Origin of the sequence: Butyrivibrio sp. (assembly GCF_017940685.1) — a bacterium.
In the GTDB taxonomy this organism is placed as follows: domain Bacteria; phylum Bacillota; class Clostridia; order Lachnospirales; family Lachnospiraceae; genus Butyrivibrio.
Map to the genome: position 1 here is coordinate 17,243 of NZ_JAGAYD010000028.1, position 25,684 is coordinate 42,926.

Consider the following 25,684-nt stretch of genomic DNA (forward strand, 5'->3'; position numbering starts at 1 on the left):
GGTAACAGATATTATAGAAAGCCAAGGTGTGGTATAATATCAAAGATTGTGAGAATGGAGAGAAAGAGAAAATGGATAAACAGGAGAAAATAAAGATTGCAATTACTGCAGGTATTGCAGCAGTAATTTTACTGATCTTGGTTTTAGTGCTTACGCTTTCTGGTGCTAAGGATAATGGAGATGATCAAAAGCTAAGTGAGAGTATACAGGAATATGCTGACATTGCAGCAAGCAGCGCCTCTGTAGAAGATGTGATAACAGCTTCAGATGAAAGCAGCAGCGAGGATTCAGCAGAGGAAGTGGCAGAAGATAGTAGCGCCGCTTCCAGCAGCCAGTCGGTAGATGTTCTTACTACAACTTCAAAAATGGAAGCTGCAAAGGAGACTGTATCTGGTAACAGCTTTTATGCTACTGATAAGGCAACTTTAAAGAATGTATATAAGGGACTTAAGATCGATGTTAAGTCTCAGCTTGAAGAGCTTTATACTTACTGGTCTGATGATAATACTGCAGCTGTAAGGGATCTTGCACACCTTGAAAGATTTGAGGCTATGTCATACCAGCTTTGTGGAACTAATGATTTTTACTATTATGGTGAAACAAATAGTGATGGCAAGCCAAATGGAACTGGCGTAGCGGTATATGGAGACGATCAGTATTATTATGGACAGTGGTCTGATGGACTTAGAAGCGGCAATGGAACCTGGATTTCTTTTTACCCAGACTATAGTCAGTATGTAGTTACAGAGCACATGTATTCAGGACAGTGGGATAATGACCTTCCAAATGGCAAGGGACAGGAGCACTATGACTACAATTTTGGGGATATGAATAAGGCTGATTACTATCTTCAGAATGCAATTGGTGAGTTTTCAAATGGCCTATATAACGGAGAAATGTATATCATAACTGTAGATAAGGATGAGAATACCATAGAGTGGGTCGGTACCTGCAAAAATGGCTCATGGGAGCAGGTTCTTTACTCTACAGTTGATAAAAATGGCAGGGCACCATACTTGTCACAGAGAGAGGACTCTGAGCGCCATTTGTACATGACAATGGAAGGCGCTAAGAATAACGGCGTCAGGGGTATTATTTACGGCGGAAGTGTAAAAGGATACTGATTTGGTAAAGATAAGTATTATCTGTGTAGGTAAGATTAAGGAAAAATACTGGCTTGATGCGATCGCAGAGTACTCCAAGAGGCTTTCAAGATACTGCAAGCTAAATATCATCGAAGTTGCTGATGAAAAGACACCAGATGATGCATCAGATGCTGAGTGTGATGCAATAAAAAAGAAAGAGGCTGATAAGATACTTAAAAAGATCGACAGCCAGGGGCTTGTGTGTACATTGGAAATCGCAGGGAAGCGCTTTACTTCAGAAGGCTTTGCTTCTTTCATTGATGGAAGCAGCACAAGGACCAGTCACATCCAGTTTGTGATCGGAGGTTCTCTTGGACTTCACAGAAGCGTCCTTGATCAGTCTGATATGGGGATCAGTTTTTCAGATATGACATTTCCTCATCAGATGATGAGAGTGATCTTGTTAGAACAGATATACAGGGGCTTTCGTATTACAAACGGTGAGCCTTATCACAAGTAATATGGGGATAGATCTTTTATATGAGTGAGATTACAGAACTTAGGCTTTCTCTCACAGCAGAGGATGAGAGAAGTATTTTTGGGGACAACGACAACTACATAAGAAAAATAGAAAAAAGCCTTTCTGTTGAAATAATCGACAGAAATGGCGAGCTTCACATAATTGGCGACAGGGAAGGCGTAAGCAATGCTTCTCAGATAATAAGGGATCTGGTAAAGCTGTCAAGACGCGGATCTTCTATAGAGGAGCAGAGTATAGACTATGCCATTTCTCTTAAGAAGGACAAAGAGACAATTGGTCTTTCAGAGGATGAGGAAAAGAATAGCTTATCCTACATCGATACAGATGTTATCTGTCATACGATAAGTGGTAAGCCAATAAAACCCAAGACTCTTGGTCAAAAGAAATACATAGATGCTATAAGGAATAAAATGATAGTCTTTGGACTTGGTCCAGCGGGTACTGGTAAGACATACCTTGCTATGGCTATGGCCATCACCGCATTTCAAAGGGAAGAGGTTGGAAGGATCATTCTTACAAGACCTGCTATAGAAGCTGGAGAGAAGCTGGGATTCTTACCTGGAGATCTGCAGAGCAAGGTTGACCCATACCTCAGGCCTCTTTATGATGCCCTTTACCAGATCATGGGTACAGAGAACTTCCTTAAAAACATGGAGAAGGGACTGATCGAGGTTGCGCCTCTTGCTTACATGAGAGGGAGGACCCTTGATAATGCCTTCATAATTCTGGACGAAGCACAGAACACAACTCCTGCCCAGATGAAGATGTTCCTTACACGTATCGGATTTGGATCAAAGGTGATTATAACTGGAGATTCATCACAGAAGGATTTATCTCCTGATGTAAAGTCTGGCCTTGATATTGCAGAAAGCGTCCTTAAGGGAATCGATGATATAGCCTTCTGCAATCTGACAAGTGCTGATGTTGTAAGGCATCCACTTGTTCAAAAGATTGTCAAAGCCTACGAGGACTACGAAAAGAAAGCTGCAAATAAGCAGGCTAAGAGAAAAATTCAGAAGGTGGAGAGACAAAGGTCGAATGGAAGGGGATAAATCTGCATCAAGATATAATCTGATATATATGGCGCTTTTTCTTTTCACTGGCGCGTTTGTTTTTGCATTTTCATTTATTGTTGGGAAAAGCTATGAGGCCATACTAAGAAACACTGTTGTTTCAATGCTTTCAGCTGGAACAGTTCTGTTTATGATAAGGGATGCCATGGGAAGGGGACCAGAGGGCTTTTCTTATGACAACTATTACAGAAAGATAAGATTTATCGTAGTCTTTGCCGGAATGGTTGTTTTGTCCTGCGTGCTGTCCCTGGTTCCAAATGAGTTTTGGCCGTATATGTCACTGTTTGTGATACTGGCTTTGTTTTCTAACAGCGAAATTGGAATGATTGCTGGTATTTCTTTTACCACAATATCAGTTATGCTTGAGAAAAATGGTGGTTTTGGTGAACTGTTTATGTATGTTCTTGCAGGGGCAGTAGCCATAGCGCTTTTTCGTGACCTTAAGGAAAATACTGCTATTGGCCTTCCGGTATTTATATCGCTGCTGATGCAGGCTGTGCTTATAATAGCTTACAATGTGCTGTTCCAGAACAGGACATTTTCTATAAATATCCTGATCCTTCCGATCCTTAACCTTATGCTGAATCTTATTATTCTCCTGGTGTTCCTCAACATGTTCGGAGTTTACGTTATCCGTAAGTCCAACGACATGTATATGGAGATAAACGACGTATCATACCCGCTTCTTGTAAGCCTAAAGGAAAAGGATAAGGATGAGTATTTCAGAGCTATCCACACAGGATATCTGGCAGAAAGAATTGCACTTGGCCTTGGCTTTAACGACAGAGCTGTTAAGGCCTGTGCTTATTATCACAGGATCGGTGTGCTGGATGGAGGCCTTAAGTGGTCAGATGTAGAGCATTACTATGTCGATAATAATTTCCCAATTGAGGCAGTAGAATTCCTTCACGAATATATCGAGCCTCCAAAGGGATGTGTGAAGTCAAAAGAGGCGCTTGCTGTCCAGTTATCAGAGACTGTCATAGCCTCAATAATGTATCTTATCAAACAGAATAAAGATGCTAAAATAGATTATGACAAGCTTATTGATAATCTCTTTGACAAGAAAGAGGCAAGCGGAGAATTAAAGGATTATGCAGTTACCTTCATGGAATATGACAGGATGAGGGCAATCTTAAAGAAAGAGAAGCTTTACTATGACTTTTTACGTTGAGAATGAAGTAAATGCTGAGTTTGATTTTGATATAGAAAAGCTATCTACTATGGTAGCAGGTAGAGTTCTTGAATCAGAAGGCTGCGATTATGATGTGGAAATTGGCCTTACCATTACAGATGATGAGGGGATAAAAGAGCTAAACAGTCAGTTTAGGGATATAGACAAGCCAACGGATGTCTTATCCTTTCCAAACGTGAATTATGAAACTCCTGGGGATTTTTCAGTTATTGAATCAGACCAGAAGGTTGACCTTATAAATCCTGATAGCGGCAAGATAATGTTTGGGGACATTGTCATCAATGAGAAAAGAGTCAGAGATCAGGCCGCTGAATATGGTCATAGTGAGAAGAGGGAGTTTGCTTTTTTGGTGGCCCATTCAATGCTCCATCTTTGTGGATATGACCACATGGAAAATGATGAGGCTGCTGTAATGGAAAAGAAGCAGGAGGAGGTTCTAAGTAGCCTTGGTATAACAAGGGACTAAGAGCTTTAGTTTTTAAGTATTGTTGTGGGAGAACGCCGTAGTGAAGACGTATGCAGAAGCTAAACGAATAAGACCAGATATACTTACAGCAGCTGTGTATATTTCTGCATGTATACTCATGGTCTTTTTGATCATATCAGAAAAGATATTTGGGGATACGGGAATGTATTTTGCCTCAGGTCCTTTGTCCATTTATCTGTTATTTTATTTAGGGCTTGTTTTATCAGTTCAAAAAGCAGTTTATATAATGGTCAGGCTAAGGGCCAGAAGATCTCAGTACTTAAATGCTGAGACTAATATGCAAAGATCAATGAGGATTTTTTCACTGGCAGGAATTTTTGCCGGAGTGGTCCTTATTCTTGCCTGCTTCCCCATTTCCACAAAGGGATTTGGAACAGAAAGAGGTTATATTCAGATCATAATGGCAGGAGCTTGCGTCCTGTTTTTGGGAATTCAGGGAGTGCTTCGGGGATATCTTCAGGGAATTGGTTATACCAAGCCAATTGTTATCTCAGATATGCTGGTGGCAATAGTTTCTTTTGTTTCTGGTGTCATTATATCAGGAGTTTTATACAGCTATGGAACCAAGGTAAATGACCTTTTACATGTGGATGAGTTTTCATCGGTATATGGCTCTGTTGGAATGATGGCTGGTATTCTGATAGGATCTCTATCAGGCTTTATCCAGAGTGTTATCAGTTACAACTTAAGAAAAAATGAGATAGCAAGCTTTGTAAAAACAGGGGCACCCAGGTATCTTGATAATAAAAATGATGTTTTGACAGGCATAAGACCTATAATGCTTCTTTACTGTGCTCCTGCACTTGTGTTTATTTTTGACCAGTGCTTTTACTCAGTCTATATGAGAAAGGTGCACGAGGATATTGATTTTAAGACTGTTTATGGCATGGCTTTTGGAAGAGTAGAAGTTCTTGCTATTTTGATCATGCTTATATGCTGCATTCCGTTTATTAAATCTCTTAACAGGATCATGGCAAGAGTTGAAAGGGATGAGCATGAGGGATCAAGGGAGAGATTCAGAGGTTTTATGCGCTTTTCCAATATGCTCTTTATTCCTGTCACAGTATTTGTACTTGCGGCAAATGAGCTTTTAATGACTTCGGTTTATGGAAAGAGCAGCAACCTTGCCAATTCTTCACTGATGCTGGGATCACTGCTCATATATTTTGTCGGGTATATGGTTATGTTTTCGTGGCTTCTTAGCCACATGGGCAAATCGGTTCTGACAATGTTAAATACCCTGGTATGCCTTGCGTTACATGTAGCGCTGATGATCCTGTTTGTTCCGGTTTTAAGTCTTGGAATCCTGGGAGTACTTCTTGCTGTCATCATAGCGGCAGCTATATACGATATACTGAATCTTCTTGAGCTTTCCAAGATCCTTTCAAACAGGCAGGAGTATCTAAAGACATTTTTGATGCCACTTTTGTCATCGGCAATTGCAGGTGTTTTGGTGTTCCTGATAGGAAGACTTCTTGCCGGACTTATTGGCGAGATTCTGACACTTGTTATCTGTATAGTGGTATTTTGGGTTGTATATATGATAGCGATGATATTTTTACGGGGCGTAAGAGCCCATGAGCTTCGCAAAGTCTTTTTAGGTCAGCTCTTTTATGGCATTGCCACAATGATCCAGACAGAAGAGCGGTATGAGGGATAAATTTGAGTAAGAAGATTTATGTGTGTGGCGGCGGCGCATCAGGAATGTGCGCTGCCATATATGCGGCAAGAAATGGCGCAAAGGTTTGCATAATTGAAAAGAACGACTGCCTCGGCAAAAAGCTCTCCATGACAGGCAATGGGAGATGCAATCTCACCAACCTTAACATGAGTGAAGACTGCTATAATGCTGCCGCAAGAAGCAGAATGAAGGATTGGCTTGGAACGTATGGCGCGGAAGATGTCATATGTTTTTTTAAATCTCTGGGAGTTGTGGTAAAAAGCGAAGATGGCTATATTTATCCGGTTTCTGGTCAGGCTAAGACTGTCGTAGATGCTCTGAAAAATGAGATCAAAAGACTCGGTGTAGAGGTGGTTTACAAAGAGCAGCTTAAGTCTGTAGCTGGTCTTGAAGATGGCTCTTTGGAGATAGTTACAGATAAATCCAGGTACCAGGCAGACAGGAGCATCATTGCAGTTGGCTCTTTATCTGGTGTTAAAAGCACCATGTCTACTGGTGATGGCTATTACATTTGCAAAAAGCTTGGAATGACAATAAAAGATACATTCCCTGCACTTGTGGGCTTTAAGTGTGAGGAAGATGAGTATCTTCCAGAAAAGGGAGTAAGGTGCGACGCACGGATATCCTTTATTCTTGGAAGTGAGGTCCTGTCAAGCGAACAGGGGGAACTTCAGATAACATCTGATGGAATATCAGGAATACCTGTAATGCAGGCTTCAAGAGATGTGATCAGGTTTGTTGAAGAGAAAAAACCTGTATATGCAGCTATTGATTTTTTTCCTGACTACGATGAGAATGACTTTGCTTGTCTTAAGAAGGATATGCTTCGCCTTAAGGACGAACGGACTATAGAGGAGTTTCTTTTAGGCTTCGCTAATCAGGGCGTAACAGATATGATCCTTGCCAGGATGAAAATATCAAAGACCATGAAGATGAAGAATATTTCCGACAGCTTTGCTGAGTGCATTCTTGACAGCTACAGGAACCTTAAGATAAAAATTGAAGGCAGCTACGGATATCAGGCATCTCAGGTAACTGCTGGCGGCGTTAGCATAGCTGAAGTTGGAAGCGATTTTTCTTTTAATAAAAACAGGAACATTTACGTAATTGGTGAACTTCTGGATGTAGACGGCAGATGCGGCGGATATAACCTTCAGTTTGCCTTTACCAGCGGATCCATCGCAGGATGCGCTTCTTCCCTATAAGGAATAAGATTTAATTTATGATAAGAATTGGACAGATCAAGTTTGAAATCACTGAAAATACCACATATGACGAGGAAAAAGTAAAAAAGCTCCTTGCTATTAAGGCTGCAAAAAAGCTTAAGATTTCTGCCTCTGAAATAACAGGGATAGGGATCTCAAAGCACTCCATCGACGCAAGAAAAAAGCCTTTACTGTTTGATGTATATGTGGCTGATGTGACAGTAAAAGGTGATGAAGAAAAGATAGTAAAGAGAGCAAAAGATAAGAATATAGCTGTCTTTGCAAAGAAGGAATATGACTTTTTCAAGGCGGCAGGCACCAAGCCATTTAACTCTGATAAAATGGTTGTGATAGTAGGAGCAGGTCCTGCAGGACTTTTCTGCGGCTATGAACTTGCAAAGCATGGCTTTAAGCCGGTTATCCTTGAAAGAGGCGCTGATGTCGATAAGAGGACAGAGATCGTTAATAATTTTTGGAAGGATGGCAAGCTAAATCCTGCTACCAATGTGCAGTTTGGAGAAGGCGGTGCCGGAACCTTTTCAGATGGTAAGCTTAACACCATGGTTAAGGACAAGGATGGAAGGCTTGACAGGGTCCTTGATATTTTTGCCTCCCACGGAGCACCAGGCAGGATCAGGTATGAGTCCAAGCCACACATTGGCACTGACATTTTGCGGGAAGTTGTTAAGAACATAAGAAATGAATTTATAAGCCTTGGTGGAGAGATACTCTTCGAAAGCCAGGTAACTGATATAAGATTAGATCATGATGGCTCAGTAAAGGCTGCAGTTTGTGGAGAAAAGGAATACCCCTGCGACTATCTGGTGCTTGCAATCGGGCACAGTGCAAGGGATACCTTCTACATGCTTAAAGATTTGGGAGTTAGCATGCAGCCTAAGCCCTTTGCAGTGGGCTTTAGGGTTGAACATCCTCAGAGTCTTATTAATGAATCCCAGTATGGCAAAAGAGATATTGGAGCTTTGTCAGCAGCTCCCTACAAGCTTACTACTACAACAGCTGAGGGCAGAGGCGTTTATTCATTTTGCATGTGCCCCGGGGGATACGTGGTAAATGCATCATCTGAAGAGGGGATGCTTGCAGTAAACGGTATGAGCTATAGCGGAAGGAACGGAAAAAACGCCAACTCAGCAATAATCATCACTGTTGATCCAAAGGATTTTGGCACAAGTGATGTCTTGTCTGGCGTTGAGTTTCAAAGAGGACTTGAAAAGAAGGCTTATGAACTTGCTGGCGGTAAGATCCCAATTGAATACTATGGGGATTTTAAAAAGGCTGTAACTGGGGAAGATGCCTTAGATACAGAAGATTCCGGCCTTATAGATGAGCATTTTTCTCCGCAGATGAAGGGAAGTTATGAGTTTTCAGCTGTCCATGAGATACTTCCAGAAGAGCTTAATAAAGCGTTTGTTGAAGGCATGGAAAACTTTGGAAAGACCATAAAAGGATATAATGACAACAGGGCCCTTGTGTCTGGTGTTGAGAGCAGAACTTCATCTCCTGTAAGGATAAACAGGGGAAATGACGGCTTTTCTGAGAATATAAAGGGACTGTTCCCCTGCGGAGAAGGCGCAGGCTATGCAGGAGGTATCATGTCTGCTGCCATGGACGGAATACGGATCGCGCAGCTCCTTGCCAGAAAGGCGGCGGGAATTGACTAAGGACGATCTGAGAAAACAGGCTCTTTTGAAAAGAGACAGCCTTTTAAAAGATAAGATAACAGGCTATAGCAGAGAGATATTTGATAAACTCACAGCTCTTTTATCCTACAAAGAAGCTGGGAACATTCTTATCTACGCATCTATGAGAAGCGAAGTCATCACAGATGAGATAATACTGGATGCACTTGCTTCTGGGAAAAGAGTCTTTTGCCCTAAGGTAGTTGATAAAACAAACGGACTAATGACATTTGTCAGGATCAGGGCTTTAGAAGAGCTTAAGAAAGGCTATTTTGGAATCAGAGAGCCCGTGGTACCCAGTGGATATGCTGAACCAGACTTTGATATTGATAAAAGCCTGATTGTTATGCCACTTGTTTGTTTTGATGATGATAGAAACCGCATTGGATACAGCGGAGGCTTCTATGACAGATATCTGGCTATGCACAAAGGTATGAAGTCTGTTGCTATAGCTTTTGAATGCCAGAAAACTGATGGCAGGATACCGGCTGATGCCTTTGATGTGGCGCCTGATATGATCGTTACTGAAGAAAGTATTTACTGATGGGAAGAAGAAAGAGAGATACAATTGAATTTCGCTTCTATGAAGTCCCTCAGGGTCAGGATTGTCTGGCTCTTCTTGGCGAGAGCTGGATAAGGGTGTATGGCATAGATGAAAAGTACCTTCACTTTCATAATCTTTTTGAAGTTGGATACTGCAGGAACGGAAAGGGAGATCTTGTACTTGATGAGGAAGTAAGGAAGTATGAAACGGCTATGTTTTCAATAATTCCTGCAAACTACCCGCATACAACTTTAAGCCCTGTGGCCAATTTCTGGGAGTATCTGTTTTTTGATGTTGACCAGATACTTAGGCTCATTTATCCGGGAAATCCTACAAAGCAGAGGGAAGCAGCTGAAATCATCGACAAAAATGCAGACCTTATATATGAGTATGAACATCCTGAAATGGCAGAAGTCATAAAGAGGATCATGGAGGAGATGAGGGATAAAAAGCCCTACTACATTGAGACTACCCAGAATCTTCTAAAGGCATTTGTTTTGATGCTGATAAGATACCAGAGCCAAAAGGAAGAGGCAAGGAAAATCAGTGTTGATGGTGATGATGGCTCTGCAATGATGCTAATAAGACCTGCGCTTGAGTATATTGACAAAAACTACCCTGAGCCTATCAAGGTATCTGAGCTGGCACACTGCTGCAATATCAGTGAACCCCACTTCAGACGTATTTTTGTGGACACCATAAACATGTCTCCAATAGACTATCTTAATCTTGTAAGAATACAAAATGCCTGCAAGATAATGAACAAAACTGATCATTCCATGGAGGTTGTGGCGTCGGAATGCGGCTTTTCGACTTTTTCAACTTTTAACCGCAACTTCAGGAAATTCCTTGATACTTCGCCTTACCAGTGGAAAAAGAATAAGGACAATTACGAAAACAAACTCCTTAATTACAACATAAATGCCCTTAAGGGATGGTGAGCAAAAGTTACTTAAAGGTTTACGAAAACTTTTTCTTCACATTTTCGACATATTTGATTGAAAATGCACATTTTAGACTTTAAAATGTGTATTTTTTTTGTTTACAGTTGTTATAATGTACACATAAACCGATCGGAAACCGATTGTTTCCGTCAAAATGTATAATGCATTCACTATGACACTAGTCTGACATATGTGCAATATACATAAATGGTTTCAAATCATTTTTTCATTTAGGGAGGGTAAAAAATGAAAAGAAAAGCACTATCAATTTTCCTTGCATCAGCTATGTCACTTTCACTTTTAGCTGGATGCGGTGGCGCAGCAGACACAGCTTCAACCACAACAGACAACACAGCAGACAACACAGCAGAGGCTCCAGCACAGGACGCAGCTACTGAGGCAGCTCCTACAGCTGACGTTGCATCTGAGGGTGAGCATGAGCTTTCAGTTTATGCTTGGGACAAGAACTTCAATATCCCAGCTCTTGAGGCTGCAGAGAAGGCTTACCAGACTGTAGATCCTGATTTCAAGCTTAACATTGTTGAGCAGTCAGCATCATCAGATGTTGAAAATGCCATCACACTTGCTGCTTCATCAGGCGATTACAGCCAGCTTCCTGACATAGTTCTTTTCCAGGACCACTACATCCAGAACTACGTTACAAACTATCCAGATGCTTGGCTTGATCTTGAGGATGCAGGAATCAACTGGTCAGACTTTGGTGCTGAGAAGCTTTCATATTCAACAGTAGGCGGCAAGCACTACGGCGCTCCTGTAGATAACGGAACATCAATCTTTGCATATCGTACAGATGTCCTTGAAGAGTGCGGATATACAATTGACGATGTAACTGGTATCACATGGGATGAGTGGCTTGAGATTGGCCGTGTTGTAAAAGAGAAGACAGGTAAGTACCTTGTTTCTATGGACCACAACGGAGACGATCTTCCTTACATGATGATGCAGGCTGAAGGCCAGTCACAGTGGAAGGATGGAGAGCCTAACTTCGTTAACAACGACACATTAAAGCAGGTTCTTAATGTTATTATCACAGGAGCTAAGGACGGTGTTATCTACCTTTGCAACGATTGGTCAGAGTACACAGATACTTCTATCATCGGCGACCAGGTTGCAGGCGTATTCAATGGTAACTGGATCATTCCTACAATGCAGCAGGTATCAGAGAACAGTGGTAAGTGGGCTATTACAACAGCTCCTACACTTTCTGGAAAAGAAGGCTACGCTGCAAACGGTGGTTCTTCACTTTACGTAACAAGCAACTGCTCAAAGCCTGAGCTTGCAAAGGCATTCCTTGCATACACATTTGGCGGCGGAGAAGGTGCTATGGCTACATACGATGACGCTCTTAGAAACGGTGGTGTTATCACATGCTGCATCTCAGCTTCAAAGTCTTCTGTATATCAGGAAGGTGTTGATTTCTTCAATGGACAGTCAATCTATGCTGACATCGTTGCTATGGGTGCTAACGTTCCTGTAGTAGAGCAGAACGATTTCCACTACTCAGCACGTACTCAGATCCAGGCTGCTATCACAAACGTGATCAACGGATCAGATCTTGATACAGAACTTCAGAACGCAGAAGACCAGGTTAGATTTGAGATGGGCCTCTGATACATTGGCTCATTACATTCGCCAATGTATCAAAGGCGATCTGATGATAAAAATACGGGGAATCGGACTTCCGATTCCCCTATTTACTAGAAATATCAAAGCTATTAAATGTCACAAAGGGGGACAACAATGGGAAATAAGAAAAAAATGGGGCTCCTTGCTAAACAGAGAGCTGCTGGATGGGCTTTTCTCTTTCTTGCGTCCGCAATGATCGTTGTTATGAGCTTTTACCCTATGGTACGGGCCCTTATTACATCATTTAAAACGGGCTCTTCAGCCAATCTTCAGTGGGCTGATCCACTGATCTACAACTACAAAAGAATGTTTCAGGATAAGATGTTCATGAGATCTGTAGGAAACACATTCCTGTATCTTATAATTCAGGTTCCTATCATGCTTGTTCTGGCTATACTTCTTGCTCAACTTCTTAATAACAAAGATCTTAAGTTCAAGGGACTTTTCCGCACATGCATATTCCTTCCTTGTGCAGTATCACTGGTTTCTTACGCACTTATTTTTAGATCTATCTTTGCAACACAGGGCCTTATAAATATCATCCTTCAGAAAGTTGGAATAATTACTGAAGGCATTAACTGGCTTGGAACAACTTCAACTGCAAGAATTGTTATCATCATTGCTCTTATCTGGAGATGGACAGGATATAACATGGTTTTCTATCTTGCAGGACTTCAGAATATCGAATATTCAGTGTATGAGGCAGCCAAGATCGATGGCGCAAATGGATGGAAGACATTCTGGTATGTAACAGTACCGCTTCTTCGTCCTGTCATCATCATGACATTTATCATGTCAATAAATGGTACATTGCAGCTCTTTGATGAGTCTGTAAACCTTACAAACGGTGGACCTGCAAATACCACTATTACAATGTCTCACTACATTTACAATAACTCATTTGGACAGGGTGTTGCCAACTTTGGTTATGCATCTGCCATGTCATTCTTTGTATTTATACTTGTTGCTATACTTGCAGCAATTAACCTGAAAGTAGGTGATACACGTGACTAAGACTAAGAAGAAATTCAACAGAAGTGCTACTCAGAGAAGACTTATACCAACCTATATTTTTCTTGTAATAGCATCTTTTTTCTCAGTATTTCCTCTCTACTGGATGTTTACTGCTGCGACAAACGTAACTGTTGACGTATCAAGAGGTAAATTGTGGTTTGGTACTCACATGGTAGAAAACTTTAACAACCTTGTGGCATCAACAAACCTTTGGAAGGCCTTTGGCAATTCATGCCTTTATTCAACTGCCCAGACTATCCTTTGTATTTTCGTTTGTTCACTAGCTGGATATGGTTTTGAGCTTTATCATGACAAGGGAAAAGACATTTTGTTTGCGATACTTCTTATGGCTATGATGATCCCTGGAGTTGCAACAATGATACCTCTGTTTACAATGATGAGTAAGTTCCATTTCCTCAATACAGTATGGGGCTTTGCACTTCCTGGTATCTCAACTCCATTTATGATCATGATGTTCAGACAAAACTCACGTAATTTCCCGCCTGATATCATGGAGGCTGCCAGAATTGATGGCCTTTCAGAGCTTGCGATCTTCTTCCGCATGTATATGCCGGTTATGAAGTCTACTTATGCAGCAGCTGCAGTAATTGTCTTTATGAATTCCTGGAATGCTTATATGTGGCCAAGAGTCGTAATGACAGATAACAGGGCACAGACAATGCCAATGCTAATTGCAAACCTGGCTGGAGGATATACAATTGACTACGGAATGCTGATGATGGGCGTATTGTTCTGCTCACTTCCAACAATGTTTGTATTCTTCGTGCTTCAGAAACAGTTTGCAGAAGGTATAACAGGTTCTGTTAAATAATAAAATGAGGAAAAAGTTATGGAAAAATTTGTTTATGACATCGTAGGTGACCCCAAGATTTTTGAAGAAAACAGGCTCCCTGCACATTCTGATCACATAGTCTATAAGTCTGGGTCAGAGCTTATGGCAGGAAAGACAAGCCTTAGACTTCCTCTTGATGGAGTTTGGGAGTTTCACTATTCAAAAAATATAAAGGATGCCCCTTTGGATTTCTTTGAGGATTCCTATGATACTTCTTCATGGGACAGGATACATGTTCCTGCACACATTCAGATGGAGGGGTATGACAAGCCTCAATATGTAAATGTTCAGTATCCATGGGATGGAAGAGAGTGCCTTACTCCCCCTGAAATTCCACAGATGTTTAATCCTGTTGGAGACTATGTAAAGCACTTTACACTTCCTGAGAGCTTCAGCGGAAACAAAGTCCACATTTCTTTCCAGGGCGTTGAGAGTGGCTTTGCACTCTGGCTCAATGGAAAATATGTAGGCTATAGCGAAAATTCTTTTGACCCTGCTGAGTTTGATATTACAGATAAACTTAAAAGTGGGGATAACAGGCTTTGCGTAAGAGTATTTAAGTGGACCAGTGGAAGCTGGTGCGAGGATCAGGACTTCTTTAGATTCTCCGGAATATTCAGAAGCGTTTACCTCTTAGATATTCCTTCCACTCATATTTACGACCTTAAGACAATACCTGTTGTAGATGAGAGCTTGAAGAGCGGAAGCCTTAAGTTTGAGTTTACGACAATGGGCAGTGGATCAATAGATCTTAAGCTTAGCTTTAAGGGAGAAAAAGTCCTTGAGGGCAACATTCCTCTTGCAGATGGTGGAAACACACACGGAAGCTGCGATGTATCAGACCCGGTACTGTGGAGTGCTGAAGAACCTAATCTCTATGAACTTATTCTTACTGTCAAGGATGCAAGCGGAAAAGTAACTGAGATCATTAGACAGAACGTTGGCTTTAGACGTTTTGAACTAAAGGATGGTCTGATGCTCCTTAACGGAAAAAGAATAGTATTTAAGGGCGTCAACAGACATGAGTTTTCTAATAAAAATGGAAGAGTGCCAAGCAGGGATGAGCTTTTAACTGACATTCTCACCATGAAGAGAAATAACATCAATGCCATTAGGACCAGCCATTATCCCGATGATTCACCTCTTTATGAACTTTGCGATATCTATGGTCTTTACCTTATTGCAGAGAATAACTTAGAGACCCATGGAACATGGGAGCCCTATGAAAGAGGAGCCAAGGGCGAAGACTATGTTGTACCAAGGGATAACCTTGATTGGGAAGGGCTTCTTTTAGACAGGGTTAATTCCTGCTATCAGAGGGATAAAAACCACCCTTCAATCCTTATATGGTCCTGTGGCAATGAGGCTAATGGCGGAGTAGTACTCCATAAGATGTCATCTCTTTTTAAAGAGCTTGATAAAGAAAGGCTTGTTCACTATGAAGGCCTTTTCCATGACAGAAGATTTCCTGATACCTCTGACATGGAGAGCCAGATGTATCCAAAGGCTGCGGACATAAAGAAGTTCCTTGATGAAAATAAGGAAAAGCCTTTTATATGCTGTGAGTATTCCCATGCTATGGGTAATTCCTGTGGCGGAATGCATCTTTACACAGATCTTACTGACACAGAACCAAGGTATCAGGGCGGCTTTATTTGGGATTATATTGATCAGTCAATAACCAGGAAGGACCGCTACGGAAAAGAGTTTGAGGCCTACGGCGGAGACTTTGACGAGAGACCAAATGATGGTAACTTTAGTGGAAATGGTATCTGCTATGGTGACAGAACTCCTTCTCCTAAGATGCAGGAGGTTAAGTTCAACTACCAGAACATTTCTGTAGAGTTTGATAAAAACGGCAAAAAGTTCAAAGTCATAAATAAGAACCTCTTTGTCAATACAGACAGCTTCGACTGCTATATGATCCTTGGCGTTAACGGAACAGAGAAGATGAGAGAAAAGATGGAAATATCTGTAGCGCCACTTTCCTCAAAAAGCTTTAATGTGCCTGCTTCGATCATGGACTTTGCTTCCTGTATTGACGGCGCAGAATCCGTTAAAAATCAGTTTACAGAGTATGTTTTCACTGTTTCATTCGTGCTTAAGGATGATACTTTATGGGCATCAAAGGGCCACGAAGTAGCCTTTGGACAGACTGTATTTAAAACAAACTTTTATGAGCATACAAGTTCTCTTCCTCTTAAGTTTGTTCAGGGTAATAATAACCTTGGTATATATGGTCAGGACTTTTCCTGCATGTTCAGCTATCCAAGCGCAAGTCTCTTATCCTATGTTTATTGCGGCAGGGAGATGATGGTAAAGAACCCTCTTCCAAATTTCTGGAGGGCACCTGTTGATAATGATAATGGATACATGATGACAAGCAGGTATTCACAGTGGAAGATAGCAAGTCTTTATCCTACACTCAGAAGACCTGATGGGCCATTTGTTATGCCTGATATTATCCCTTTAGCAAATTCCATTACCATAAGGTACACCTACTTTATGCCTACAACTCCAGAGAGTGAATGCCATGTAAGCTATGAAGTATTCGGGGATGGTACCATAAGATGCGAGATGGATATGGATCTAAGCAAAGAGCTTTGCGATATGCCTGAGTTCGGAATGATCTTTAAACTGTCAGCAGACTTTGATCAGGTTACCTGGTATGGACTTGGACCTGAAGAAACCTATGCAGATAGAAAGAGAGGCGGAAAGCTCTCTGTATATAAGAATGAGGTAAAAGACAATATGGCAAAGTATCTTGTCCCTCAGGAGTGCGGCAACAAGTGCGATGTCCGCTTTGCAAAGGTTACTGACAAGCGTGGCAGAGGAATGATGTTCTTTGGAAAGCCATTCAACTTCAGCGCACTTCCATATAGCCCTCATGAGCTTGAAAATGCAATGCATCCATTTGAACTTCCTGATGTTCATTACACCTACGTAAGAACCTCACTTATGCAGATGGGAGTTGCAGGAGATGACAGCTGGGGATCAAGACCTCATAAAGAATACAGGCTCCCTAATGAAGGAAAATTAAAATATGATTTCTACTTCAGAGGAATCTGATAATAGAATACTCATAGGATTTTGAAGTGTGTCCCGGATGCCCTTTGGTATCCGGGACTTTTTTTGCCCTGAAAAGCTCATGAAAGCTAGACATTTAAGTGGCTATGTGTGATAATCAAATAGTGTTTTAAAGGGCCCTGCAAGTGATGCAGGGCTTAGTTTTAAAGTAGAGGATGAATAGCATGAATCTTGTAGAACTCTGTAAAAACGCAAAACAGGCTAAATATGAGGTGGGGAGCCTTTCTACTTCCCAGAAAAATGATGCTCTTTTATTCATAGCTGATGAACTTATCGCAAATAGTGACAGTATCATTAAGGCCAATGAAGTTGATGTCAAAAAGGGACAGGACAATGGAATGCATAAAGGTCTTATTGACAGGCTGCTTCTCAATGAAGGAAGGATCGAGGCAATAGCCGAAGGGCTTAGACAGGTGGTAGCTCTTCCTGATCCAATTGGAGAGGAGATCGAGCACTTTGAAAGACCAAATGGCCTTAAGCTTAAAAAGGTAAGAGTTCCTCTTGGAGTCATTGGAATCATATATGAATCAAGGCCTAATGTGACTGCAGATGCCTTCGCACTTACATTTAAGGCTGGAAATGCTGTTGTTCTAAAGGGCGGAAGTGATGCAATAAACAGCAATATTGCTATTGCGAATGTGTGCAGGAATGCTCTTATAAAGAAAGGCATAACCCCTGACGCAATTCAGCTCATAGAGGATACCGACAGAAAAGTTACCTCTGAGTTTATGAAGATGAATGACTATGTTGATGTTCTGATTCCCAGAGGTGGAGCAGGACTTATAAGATCTGTTGTTGAAAATTCCACTATACCTGTTATCGAGACAGGCAGCGGAAACTGCCATATTTATGTGGACAAGGAAGCTGACATAAGTAAGGCAATTCCAATAATCATTAATGCTAAAACCCAGAGAATTGGGGTCTGCAATGCTGCAGAATCTCTTATTGTCCATGAGGATATAAGAGATGAGTTTTTGCCTCTCTTTTCAAAGGCCATGAAAGATCATAGTGTGGAAGTAAGAGCTGATGAAGAAAGCAGACCATATATAGAGGGCGCAGAAAGTGCCACAGTAGAAGACTTTGGAAAAGAGTATCTTGACTACATCATCTCTGTTAAGACAGTTAAGAATGTAGATGAAGCAATTGATCACATTAACAGATACAACACTGGACATTCTGAGTCCATAATCACAGAGAATAAGGCCACTGCACAGAGATTCCTTGATCGCGTTGATGCAGCATGTGTTTATGTCAATGCGTCCACCAGATTTACTGATGGATTTGAATTTGGCTTTGGCGCTGAGATAGGTATCAGTACGCAGAAACTCCATGCCAGAGGACCAATGGGACTTAGGGAGCTTACATCCTACAAATACCAGATCTATGGGGAAGGGCAGATCAGAGGATAACATGGACAATTTACAGTATCTAGAGGAAAGAAAGCACATAATCGATGTTGCCAGAGAACTTAATGAAATAGGTCTTCTTGTAAGAACCTGGGGGAATATAAGCTGCAGAACAGATTCAGATCATTTTCTCATAACACCAAGTGGCATAAGGTATGAAGATCTTACTCCGGAAATGATTGTTTTAGTTGATCTTAAGGACATGTCCTATGAAGGAGAATATAAGCCTTCCAGTGAGAAGCTGGTTCACGCAGCTGCTTACAATGCAAGGAAGCACTGTGATTTCATTATCCACACACATCAGGTGTTTGCATCCTGCGCTGGAACCCTTGGTATAAAGAAAGTCTTTTCATACTTTGAGGATGAGGATGTTACTATTCCTGTTGCTTCATATGCACTTCCAGGAACGCAACAACTGGCGGATAACGTCAAAAGAACGCTTAATAAGTTTAAATCTTCCAATGGAATAATAATGTCCAATCACGGAACGCTGTGCCTTGGCGAAACCTCCAATGAAGCATTGTTTGAAGCGGAGATGATGGAAACAGCCTGCAGAAACTTTCTTGAGGATGTATGCAAGATGGATATGCCCCACGGCGTTGAGGAGATGTTTTCATCCCATCTTGAAAATGGTGACATCATCTATGATGTTCATGATACTCCTGAGAGGGTTAAGACAATACACAAGCAGGTATATTCGAAGCGTTCAGACGTTAAATATATAATTCACAATAAGTCAGAGGCTGTAATGATGGTTTCCAGAAGAGCCAATCATATGAAGCCGCTACTTGATGATTTTGCACAGCTTATTGGAGTGTCTGTTAAGATACCTTCAAATGAAGGGGAGATATATCACAACATCAAGAAAAAGGTTAATGTCCTGTTTGTGCCAAATGACGGTGCGTACTGCTTTGGCCCCACTAAAGATGATGCAGAGGCAGTAGCCATGGTCCTTGATAAGGGCTGTATTGCATATATCGCTGCCATGAGAAATGGCGAGGGACATTATCTTTCACTTTTTGATTGCATCAAAATGAACCGCAATTACAGAAAGAATTATTCAAAACTTGCTGACACTGTAGCACATGAGGAGAAAGATGATTAAAAGACCAGGAAATATCAAAAGCGGAGATACGATCGGAATAACAGCCCCATCCTTTGGTGCCTTCATCGAGCCATATAGTCTTCTTATTGATATTGCTGAAGATAATTTAAAGGACAGAGGTTACAGGATATTTGAGGGCAAGACAGCCAGGCTCGGAGATGGCATAGGGATCAGCACTGACCCAAAGGTCTGCGGCGCTGAACTTATGGATTTTTACAAAAGAGATGATATTGATGCCATTATTTCCGCAGGTGGCGGTGAACTCATGAATGAGACCATAACCTATGTGGATTTTGATGAGCTGAAAAACTATAAGCCAAAGTGGTATGTTGGATATTCTGACAATACTAATTTTATTTTCCCTCTTGTAACAATTACAGGCGTTCAGGGGATCTACGGTCCTTGTATAAATGGATATGCCAAGGTGTGGGAAGATACAGAAAAAGATACCTTCGCAATCTTAGAGGGCACTAAGAGCTCTTTTGACGGATATGATATGTTTGCAGAGCCGGTTAATGAAACTGATCCTGAAATAGAAGAGTATACTGATGAGTATCTACGTGCGCCATATCCTCTTAATGCTAAAAGGCAACTTGTATCATATGTACATGACGGCAAAGGTCTTGTATCTGCAGATAATGAAAATATCGAAATGCAGGGCATATTACTTGGTGGATGTCTTGACGTACTTGCCAATCTTGTCGGAACAAGGTTTGACAGGGTTAATGAGTTTATAGCGGGTAATCCTGGAGTGATCTGGGTTTTGGAAGCCTGTGATCTTTCTCCGATGTCTACAAGAAGAGCAATATGGAACCTTAGAGAAGCTGGATGGTTTGACTCAGCTGCCGGCTTTGTCATTGGAAGGCCCAGGGCTTCCTGGAAGCAGGATATGCTTGGCGTAGATCAGTATAACGCTGTCACAGATGTGGTCCGTGAAATGAAGGTCCCTGTAGTTATGGATGCTGAGATTGGACATATAGATCCAATGCTTCCTGTTATCATGGGAGCAGAGGCTAAAGTAAGTGTTTGCTCAAATAAATTAAATATCAGTTACGTGTAAATCACTTGCTTTAATTATTTACAATCTTTAGATTTTATTTACGTGCAATTACGATAACTATAAGATATAATATAATCACTCACTATGTATGAATGGAGGGTTTCTTACGATGAAAAAGACTTTAAAAATGATATTTGGTTTAACACTTGCTCTGATGTTTTTCCTGTCCGCACCTGCCATGCAGTCATATGCCTACAGCACAATTCCTGATTACTTTGACTTTGGTGATGCTACAATAGCAATTCCTGCAGGCGGGAGTTATAAGATGTGGCTTGCAGCAACATATGATTATACATACTTTATTGAAGGTGCGACCAGTGATGCAACATATCTTGAGTGCAACTTTAAGAGAGATTCCGGATATGTAACATTTCACATCGGGGCTGATGAACAGGGCGGCAATGTGTTCTTCCATTTCTATGTAAGGGACGATAAGGTGCCTAATCAGGATCTTCATGATTGTGTTGAAATCTATGTACAGAACAGACAGCCTGTAAATCAGAGCCTTCAGGTGCCTATTGCTGGTGGTAAGGTTGGTACACTTTCAAAGGATGGAAAGAGATCAATGCTCTATAATGACAAGGGCGTTGCTATGGCTTCCTTCTCACTTACAATGGGAAATGGCAGAGGTGCTGAGTTTGGACAGAAAGGTGTTGAGAGTAACGGAGCGAATTACTTCTCAGTAATCACAGGATATGATAACTGCACACCTGTTATTTCAGAATCTGACAAGGCTGTTATGCTGGCAAATGGATATGCTGGAGTAGTTGTAAATGGCAAATTTGTAAACTGGCCATAATCATTAAGTTTATCAAGATATAAAAAAGCAAGCACTTTTCGGTGCTTGCTTTTTTAATGGTTAATTTGCTGATTTAACTTTCATCCAGGCGTCATTGTAAAGCTTGTCGCCGCTGTCTCCAAGATACTTGAAGGCTTCAAGCTTCATTGTGGAAAGATCAGGAAAGGCTACTTTGGAGCCTTTTATATCTTCATCTTCAATGTTGTTCTGGGCCTCGATGTTTGGAGTAGAGTAGGTGATGTATTCAAAATTCTTAAGAGCAATATCGCCTCTACACATGAAATCGATCCATTTTTCGGCGTTTGATACATTTTTGGATCCCTTGGTTATAACCCATGAATCAATCCAGATATTGGAGCCTTCATCTGGAACAACATATTCAAGGTCTCTGTTTTCTCTTACTGTATATATTGCTTCTCCGGAATAGATAACTCCCAGAGCTGCCTCTCCGCCGATCATCTTGTCTCTGACCTGATCAATGACATAGGCCTGAACAAGAGGCTTTTGAGCTATAAGATCTTGTGTGGCTTTTTCAATTTCAGCAGGATCTGTGGTGTTGAGAGAGTAGCCGTTTTTGATAAGTGCCACCATGAAAGCATCTCTTACTGAATCCTGCATAAGGATCTGACCACTGTATTTTGGATCCCAGAGGATATCCCAGCTGTTTACAGGATCAGTGACCATGGTCTTATTATAGAGGATACCAACTGTTCCCCAGCAATATGGAACTGAATATCTGTTACCTGGATCAAAAACTTCTGAATTCTTAAAATACTCATCGCCGATGTTCTTGGCGTTTGGAATATTTGTAAAATTAAGAGGCTGTATCATATCTTTTTCAATGAGCTTTTGTATCATGTAATCAGATGGACAGATCACATCGTAAGCAGAAGTGTCCTGGGCAAGCTTGGCAAACATGATCTCGTTGGTCTCGAACATGTCGTAGACTACATCGATTCCTGTCTCTTCCTCAAACTGTTCGATCACATCTTCATCGATGTATTCGCCCCAGTTGTAAACGTAAAGTTTACCGTTGTCGCCCTGGCCAGATGAACTGCCGCAGGCAGATAAGCAACCGATCAGCATAGCTGATACAAGTGCTACAGATATTAGTTTCTTTTTCATAATCCTCTTATTTCTCCTTGGTTTTATTATTTGGTGATCTGTATATGATCATCAAAAGAGATAACACAACTACAAATATTATAGCAGAAAGAGCGTAGATTTCAGGTTGGATTCCTCTTTTTACTTCGTTATAGATAAGAGTTGATAAAGTCTCAAAACCAGAGCCCTTGGTAAAGTAGGTGATGATAAAGTCGTCAAGGGACATGGTAAAGGCCATAAGTGCTCCTGAAACTACTCCAGGCATGATATCTGGCAGCATGGTCTTTCTAAATGCATAAAGAGGTGTTGCACCAAGATCCAGTGCAGCCTCGTAAACATAGAAGTTAAGGCTCTTTACTCTTGGCATCACACTTAGCATGACAAACGGAATATTGAAGGTGATGTGAGCCAAAAGGATAGTAGTAAAACCTGATCCTATATGAAGGAACCTAAAGAGCAGCATCAGCGAGATACCAGTAACGATATCCGCATTGATCATCGGTATATTAGTGATACCCATTATGACTGAGCGAAGCTTTGAATTAAGCCCGATCATAGCGATGCAGGTGATTGTACCAATGATAGTTGAAAAAATGGTTGCCAGGACTGCAATTGAAAGAGTATTTACAAGGGCACTGGCTACTGCCTGATCGGAAAAGAGTCTTGTGTACCACTTGAGCGTAAATCCTCCCCATTTGGCCCTTGACTTGCTTGAGTTAAATGAAAGGATGATAAGCGTAACTATAGGTGCGTACATGAAGATAAGGATAATGCCAAGGTATATCTTTTCAAATACTTTTCTCATCAGAATATGCCTCCTTCCTTATCAGAAATGCTCTCGATTATCATGTTAAGAAGGATGAATATCATGAGAACTATAGACAGTCCGCTTCCAAGGTGCCAGTCATAAACTTGTGTAAACTGCTGCTCGATTATGTTACCAATAAGAAGGATCTTGGATCCACCCAGCATGGTAGAAATAGCGAAAGTTGTAAGAGCAGGAATGAACACCATTGTAATACCGCTGATGATACCAGGAACAGACAGCGGAAGAGTGATCCTAAGGAATGTCTGAACTGAATCTGCACCAAGGTCTCTTGCGGCATTTATCACATTATCATCAATCCTTGACAGGGAGTTGTATATAGGTAGGATCATAAATGGCAGGAAGTTATAGACCATACCAAGTACGATGGCACCTGATGTATTGATGATATTTATTGTTGGAAGATGCAAAAACTCAAGGACTGTGTTAATGACACCTTTTCCCTCCAGAAGAGTCATCCATGTAAGAGTCCTTAAAAGAAAGTTCATCCACATAGGCAGAATGAACAGCGTTACAAGATAGGTGTTTCTTGTAAGCTTCATGGATGCAAGGATCATTCCCAGAGGATATGCAAGTAGAAAACAGATTACCGTGCTAATGAAGGCCAAAGCAATAGAACGGCATAAGGCCTTAAAATAGCCAGACTCTGAAATCCTTGCGATATTATCAAATGTAAAAGCGCCGCTTGTATCAGTAACACCATAATAGATCACCATAGCCAGAGGAACCACGATAAAGATCACAGCCCAGACAAGATAAGGCGAAGCCATAAGGAATGCGCTTTTTGCGTTTTTAAATAGTTTCACTTATTGCCTCCTCATCCTCTGAAACGGGCACATTCATGATCTGAATATTAAATGGATCAACCTTGATGCCAACCTTGGTGCCGACTTCTGAAAGCCTGGTGGAGTGTACAAGCCATTCGTACCCACAGGCCTCAACATCCATTTCATAATGCACACCCTTGAAAGTAAGATCGGTAACAACACCGGAGATTGTACCTTCTGAAGGCGCTACAAGTTCCACATCCTCAGGTCTTATCACCACATCCACGGGCTTGTTTTCGCCAAAGCCTTTATCGACGCAGGCAAATTTTGTGCCAAGGATATCCACAAGCTCATCCCTTATCATTGTTGCCCTGATGATGTTGCTGTCTCCAATAAAGTCAGCAACAAAGGCATTCTCAGGCTCGTTATAAATGGTTTCAGGAGAGCCTTCCTGCTGAATGTAGCCCTGGTTCATTACCACAATGTGGTCAGACATTGTAAGAGCCTCTTCCTGATCGTGGGTTACATAGATGAAGGTGATGCCAAGTTCTTCCTTGAGTCTTTTAAGTTCGTACTGCATATCCTGACGCATTTTAAGGTCAAGGGCACCTAGAGGCTCGTCAAGCAAAAGAACTTTGGGTTCATTGACAATAGCTCTTGCAATGGCGATACGCTGCTGCTGACCACCAGATAACGAATCAGGCATACGTTTTTCAAACCCTTCAAGGTTTACAAGTTTAAGCGCGTACCTTATCTTGTCCTTAATGTAGCTGTCTGGTTTGTTCTTTATTTTCAGTCCAAAGGCTATATTTTCTTCAATACTCATATGGGTAAAAAGAGCATACTTCTGGAAAACAGTATTGAGCTGCCTTTTATTTGGGGCAAGAGAAGTTATATCCTGTCCGTCAAAAACAACTCTGCCCTGATCCGGTTTTTCAAAACCGCCAATTATCCTAAGGGTTGTGGTCTTGCCACATCCAGAAGGACCAAGGAGAGTTACAAAAGAATTCTCATGTATATCAAGGTTTAGATCGTCTAAAATAAGCTGACCATCATAGGATTTAGAGATGTGCTCCAGTGTGATAAGACTTTTACCCATTATTTTTATTTTCTCCTATTATTAATAAAAATATAGCAATCTTCTTTATTTTATATGAGCCTACACCTGTGTCAATTACTTTTTTCAGATATATTTAAAGTTTGATTTAGTTGTGATAGAATGTGGTAAATAAGCGATTTTCAAAATGGCTCTTTAGGAGGATAAGAAGGTGGCTGCAAAGGACAAGTATGTGGCATATGTGTCCAGCTATACATCAGGGCTTGGCACTAAATACGGAATCAGAATCTATGATGTAGATCTTAAGAATGGAAGACTCACTGAGAAACAAAAGGTTGAGATCACCAATTCTTCTTATATCGGAATATCACACAGTGGAAAAACTCTTTACTCAATTACAGATGATGGAGTTGAGTCATATAAGATCCTTAAGGACGGAAGCCTTGAGTTCTTAAATGAGGCTTCTATAAACGGAATGAGAGGCTGTTATTTAAATGAGACTCAGAA

23 protein-coding genes are annotated in these 25,684 nt (G+C 41.2%); 19 read left to right on the forward strand and 4 right to left on the reverse strand.

Going from position 1 to position 25,684, the window contains the following annotated elements; translation table 11 throughout:
* Nucleotides 1–71 precede the first annotated feature (71 nt).
* The 18 genes from J6I68_RS02140 (at nucleotide 72) to J6I68_RS02225 (ending at nucleotide 21,423) form a co-directional block, all read left to right on the forward strand.
* Nucleotides 72–1,124 carry a hypothetical protein gene (locus J6I68_RS02140; protein WP_292216900.1) on the forward strand — a complete coding sequence of 351 codons (1,053 nt, stop codon included), beginning with the start codon at nucleotides 72–74 and terminating at the stop codon, nucleotides 1,122–1,124.
* A gap of 1 nt (nucleotide 1,125) precedes the next feature.
* Nucleotides 1,126–1,605, forward strand: coding sequence for a 23S rRNA (pseudouridine(1915)-N(3))-methyltransferase RlmH (rlmH, locus tag J6I68_RS02145; RefSeq protein ID WP_292216902.1), 480 nt, complete (start codon nucleotides 1,126–1,128; stop codon nucleotides 1,603–1,605).
* A 20-nt stretch (nucleotides 1,606–1,625) separates the two neighbouring features.
* A complete protein-coding gene (locus J6I68_RS02150) occupies nucleotides 1,626–2,678 on the forward strand; it encodes a PhoH family protein (RefSeq protein WP_292216904.1) in 1,053 nt (350 codons plus the stop codon).
* Nucleotides 2,665–3,873 carry a hypothetical protein gene (locus J6I68_RS02155; protein ID WP_292216906.1) on the forward strand — a complete coding sequence of 403 codons (1,209 nt, stop codon included), beginning with the start codon at nucleotides 2,665–2,667 and terminating at the stop codon, nucleotides 3,871–3,873. The genes J6I68_RS02150 and J6I68_RS02155 overlap by 14 nt, the downstream gene beginning before the upstream one ends.
* Nucleotides 3,857–4,360, forward strand: coding sequence for an rRNA maturation RNase YbeY (gene ybeY, locus J6I68_RS02160; protein WP_292216909.1), 504 nt, complete (start codon nucleotides 3,857–3,859; stop codon nucleotides 4,358–4,360). Before J6I68_RS02155 ends, ybeY begins: the two co-directional genes overlap by 17 nt.
* A 40-nt stretch (nucleotides 4,361–4,400) precedes the next feature.
* Complete coding sequence (locus J6I68_RS02165) at nucleotides 4,401–6,041, forward strand: polysaccharide biosynthesis C-terminal domain-containing protein (RefSeq protein WP_292216911.1); 1,641 nt, start codon at nucleotides 4,401–4,403, stop codon at nucleotides 6,039–6,041.
* A 2-nt stretch (nucleotides 6,042–6,043) separates the two neighbouring features.
* Nucleotides 6,044–7,267, forward strand: a complete 1,224-nt coding sequence (locus tag J6I68_RS02170; protein WP_292216913.1) for an aminoacetone oxidase family FAD-binding enzyme — start codon at nucleotides 6,044–6,046, stop codon at nucleotides 7,265–7,267.
* Between the two features lie 17 nt (nucleotides 7,268–7,284).
* Nucleotides 7,285–8,946, forward strand: a complete 1,662-nt coding sequence (locus tag J6I68_RS02175; protein ID WP_292216915.1) for an NAD(P)/FAD-dependent oxidoreductase — start codon at nucleotides 7,285–7,287, stop codon at nucleotides 8,944–8,946.
* On the forward strand, nucleotides 8,939–9,508 hold the full coding sequence (locus J6I68_RS02180; protein ID WP_292216916.1) for a 5-formyltetrahydrofolate cyclo-ligase: 570 nt from the start codon (nucleotides 8,939–8,941) through the stop codon (nucleotides 9,506–9,508). Before J6I68_RS02175 ends, J6I68_RS02180 begins: the two co-directional genes overlap by 8 nt.
* Entirely contained in the window at nucleotides 9,508–10,449 is a 942-nt protein-coding gene (locus tag J6I68_RS02185; protein ID WP_292216918.1) for an AraC family transcriptional regulator, read from the forward strand. Before J6I68_RS02180 ends, J6I68_RS02185 begins: the two co-directional genes overlap by 1 nt.
* Nucleotides 10,450–10,698: 249 nt before the next feature.
* The gene (locus J6I68_RS02190) at nucleotides 10,699–12,084 is read left to right on the forward strand and encodes an ABC transporter substrate-binding protein (protein WP_292216921.1); all 1,386 of its coding nucleotides are present in this window, start codon (nucleotides 10,699–10,701) and stop codon (nucleotides 12,082–12,084) included.
* A gap of 129 nt (nucleotides 12,085–12,213) precedes the next feature.
* Nucleotides 12,214–13,113, forward strand: coding sequence for a carbohydrate ABC transporter permease (locus J6I68_RS02195; RefSeq protein ID WP_292216924.1), 900 nt, complete (start codon nucleotides 12,214–12,216; stop codon nucleotides 13,111–13,113).
* Nucleotides 13,106–13,945 (forward strand): carbohydrate ABC transporter permease, encoded by an 840-nt coding sequence (locus J6I68_RS02200; protein WP_330622373.1) that lies wholly within the window; start codon nucleotides 13,106–13,108, stop codon nucleotides 13,943–13,945. The genes J6I68_RS02195 and J6I68_RS02200 overlap by 8 nt, the downstream gene beginning before the upstream one ends.
* A gap of 18 nt (nucleotides 13,946–13,963) precedes the next feature.
* On the forward strand, nucleotides 13,964–17,035 hold the full coding sequence (locus tag J6I68_RS02205; RefSeq protein WP_292216927.1) for a glycoside hydrolase family 2 TIM barrel-domain containing protein: 3,072 nt from the start codon (nucleotides 13,964–13,966) through the stop codon (nucleotides 17,033–17,035).
* Nucleotides 17,036–17,217: 182 nt separating this feature from the next.
* Nucleotides 17,218–18,462, forward strand: coding sequence for a glutamate-5-semialdehyde dehydrogenase (locus tag J6I68_RS02210; protein WP_292216930.1), 1,245 nt, complete (start codon nucleotides 17,218–17,220; stop codon nucleotides 18,460–18,462).
* 1 nt (nucleotide 18,463) lies between these two features.
* Nucleotides 18,464–19,564, forward strand: coding sequence for a class II aldolase/adducin family protein (locus J6I68_RS02215; RefSeq protein ID WP_292216931.1), 1,101 nt, complete (start codon nucleotides 18,464–18,466; stop codon nucleotides 19,562–19,564).
* The gene (locus J6I68_RS02220; protein ID WP_292216934.1) at nucleotides 19,557–20,624 is read left to right on the forward strand and encodes a S66 family peptidase; all 1,068 of its coding nucleotides are present in this window, start codon (nucleotides 19,557–19,559) and stop codon (nucleotides 20,622–20,624) included. Before J6I68_RS02215 ends, J6I68_RS02220 begins: the two co-directional genes overlap by 8 nt.
* A gap of 109 nt (nucleotides 20,625–20,733) precedes the next feature.
* Nucleotides 20,734–21,423 carry a hypothetical protein gene (locus J6I68_RS02225; protein WP_292216936.1) on the forward strand — a complete coding sequence of 230 codons (690 nt, stop codon included), beginning with the start codon at nucleotides 20,734–20,736 and terminating at the stop codon, nucleotides 21,421–21,423.
* Between the two features lie 60 nt (nucleotides 21,424–21,483).
* Here J6I68_RS02225 and J6I68_RS17385 read toward each other — a convergent pair whose 3' ends face one another.
* Genes J6I68_RS17385 through J6I68_RS02240 form a run of 4 tightly spaced genes read right to left on the reverse strand, consistent with a single transcriptional unit; the run spans nucleotide 21,484 to nucleotide 25,219 of the window.
* A complete protein-coding gene (locus J6I68_RS17385; RefSeq protein WP_330622374.1) occupies nucleotides 21,484–22,548 on the reverse strand; it encodes an ABC transporter substrate-binding protein in 1,065 nt (354 codons plus the stop codon).
* A 7-nt stretch (nucleotides 22,549–22,555) separates the two neighbouring features.
* Nucleotides 22,556–23,332: an ABC transporter permease gene (locus J6I68_RS17390; RefSeq protein WP_330622375.1), complete on the reverse strand. Its 777-nt coding sequence runs from the start codon at nucleotides 23,330–23,332 to the stop codon at nucleotides 22,556–22,558.
* Nucleotides 23,332–24,123 carry an ABC transporter permease gene (locus J6I68_RS02235; protein ID WP_292216946.1) on the reverse strand — a complete coding sequence of 264 codons (792 nt, stop codon included), beginning with the start codon at nucleotides 24,121–24,123 and terminating at the stop codon, nucleotides 23,332–23,334. The genes J6I68_RS17390 and J6I68_RS02235 overlap by 1 nt, the downstream gene beginning before the upstream one ends.
* A 22-nt stretch (nucleotides 24,124–24,145) precedes the next feature.
* Nucleotides 24,146–25,219 (reverse strand): ABC transporter ATP-binding protein, encoded by a 1,074-nt coding sequence (locus tag J6I68_RS02240; protein WP_292216937.1) that lies wholly within the window; start codon nucleotides 25,217–25,219, stop codon nucleotides 24,146–24,148.
* A gap of 169 nt (nucleotides 25,220–25,388) precedes the next feature.
* Between J6I68_RS02240 and J6I68_RS02245 the strand changes: the two genes are divergently transcribed.
* The coding region (locus J6I68_RS02245; protein ID WP_292216940.1) for a lactonase family protein at nucleotides 25,389–25,684 on the forward strand (296 nt) is incomplete at its 3' end.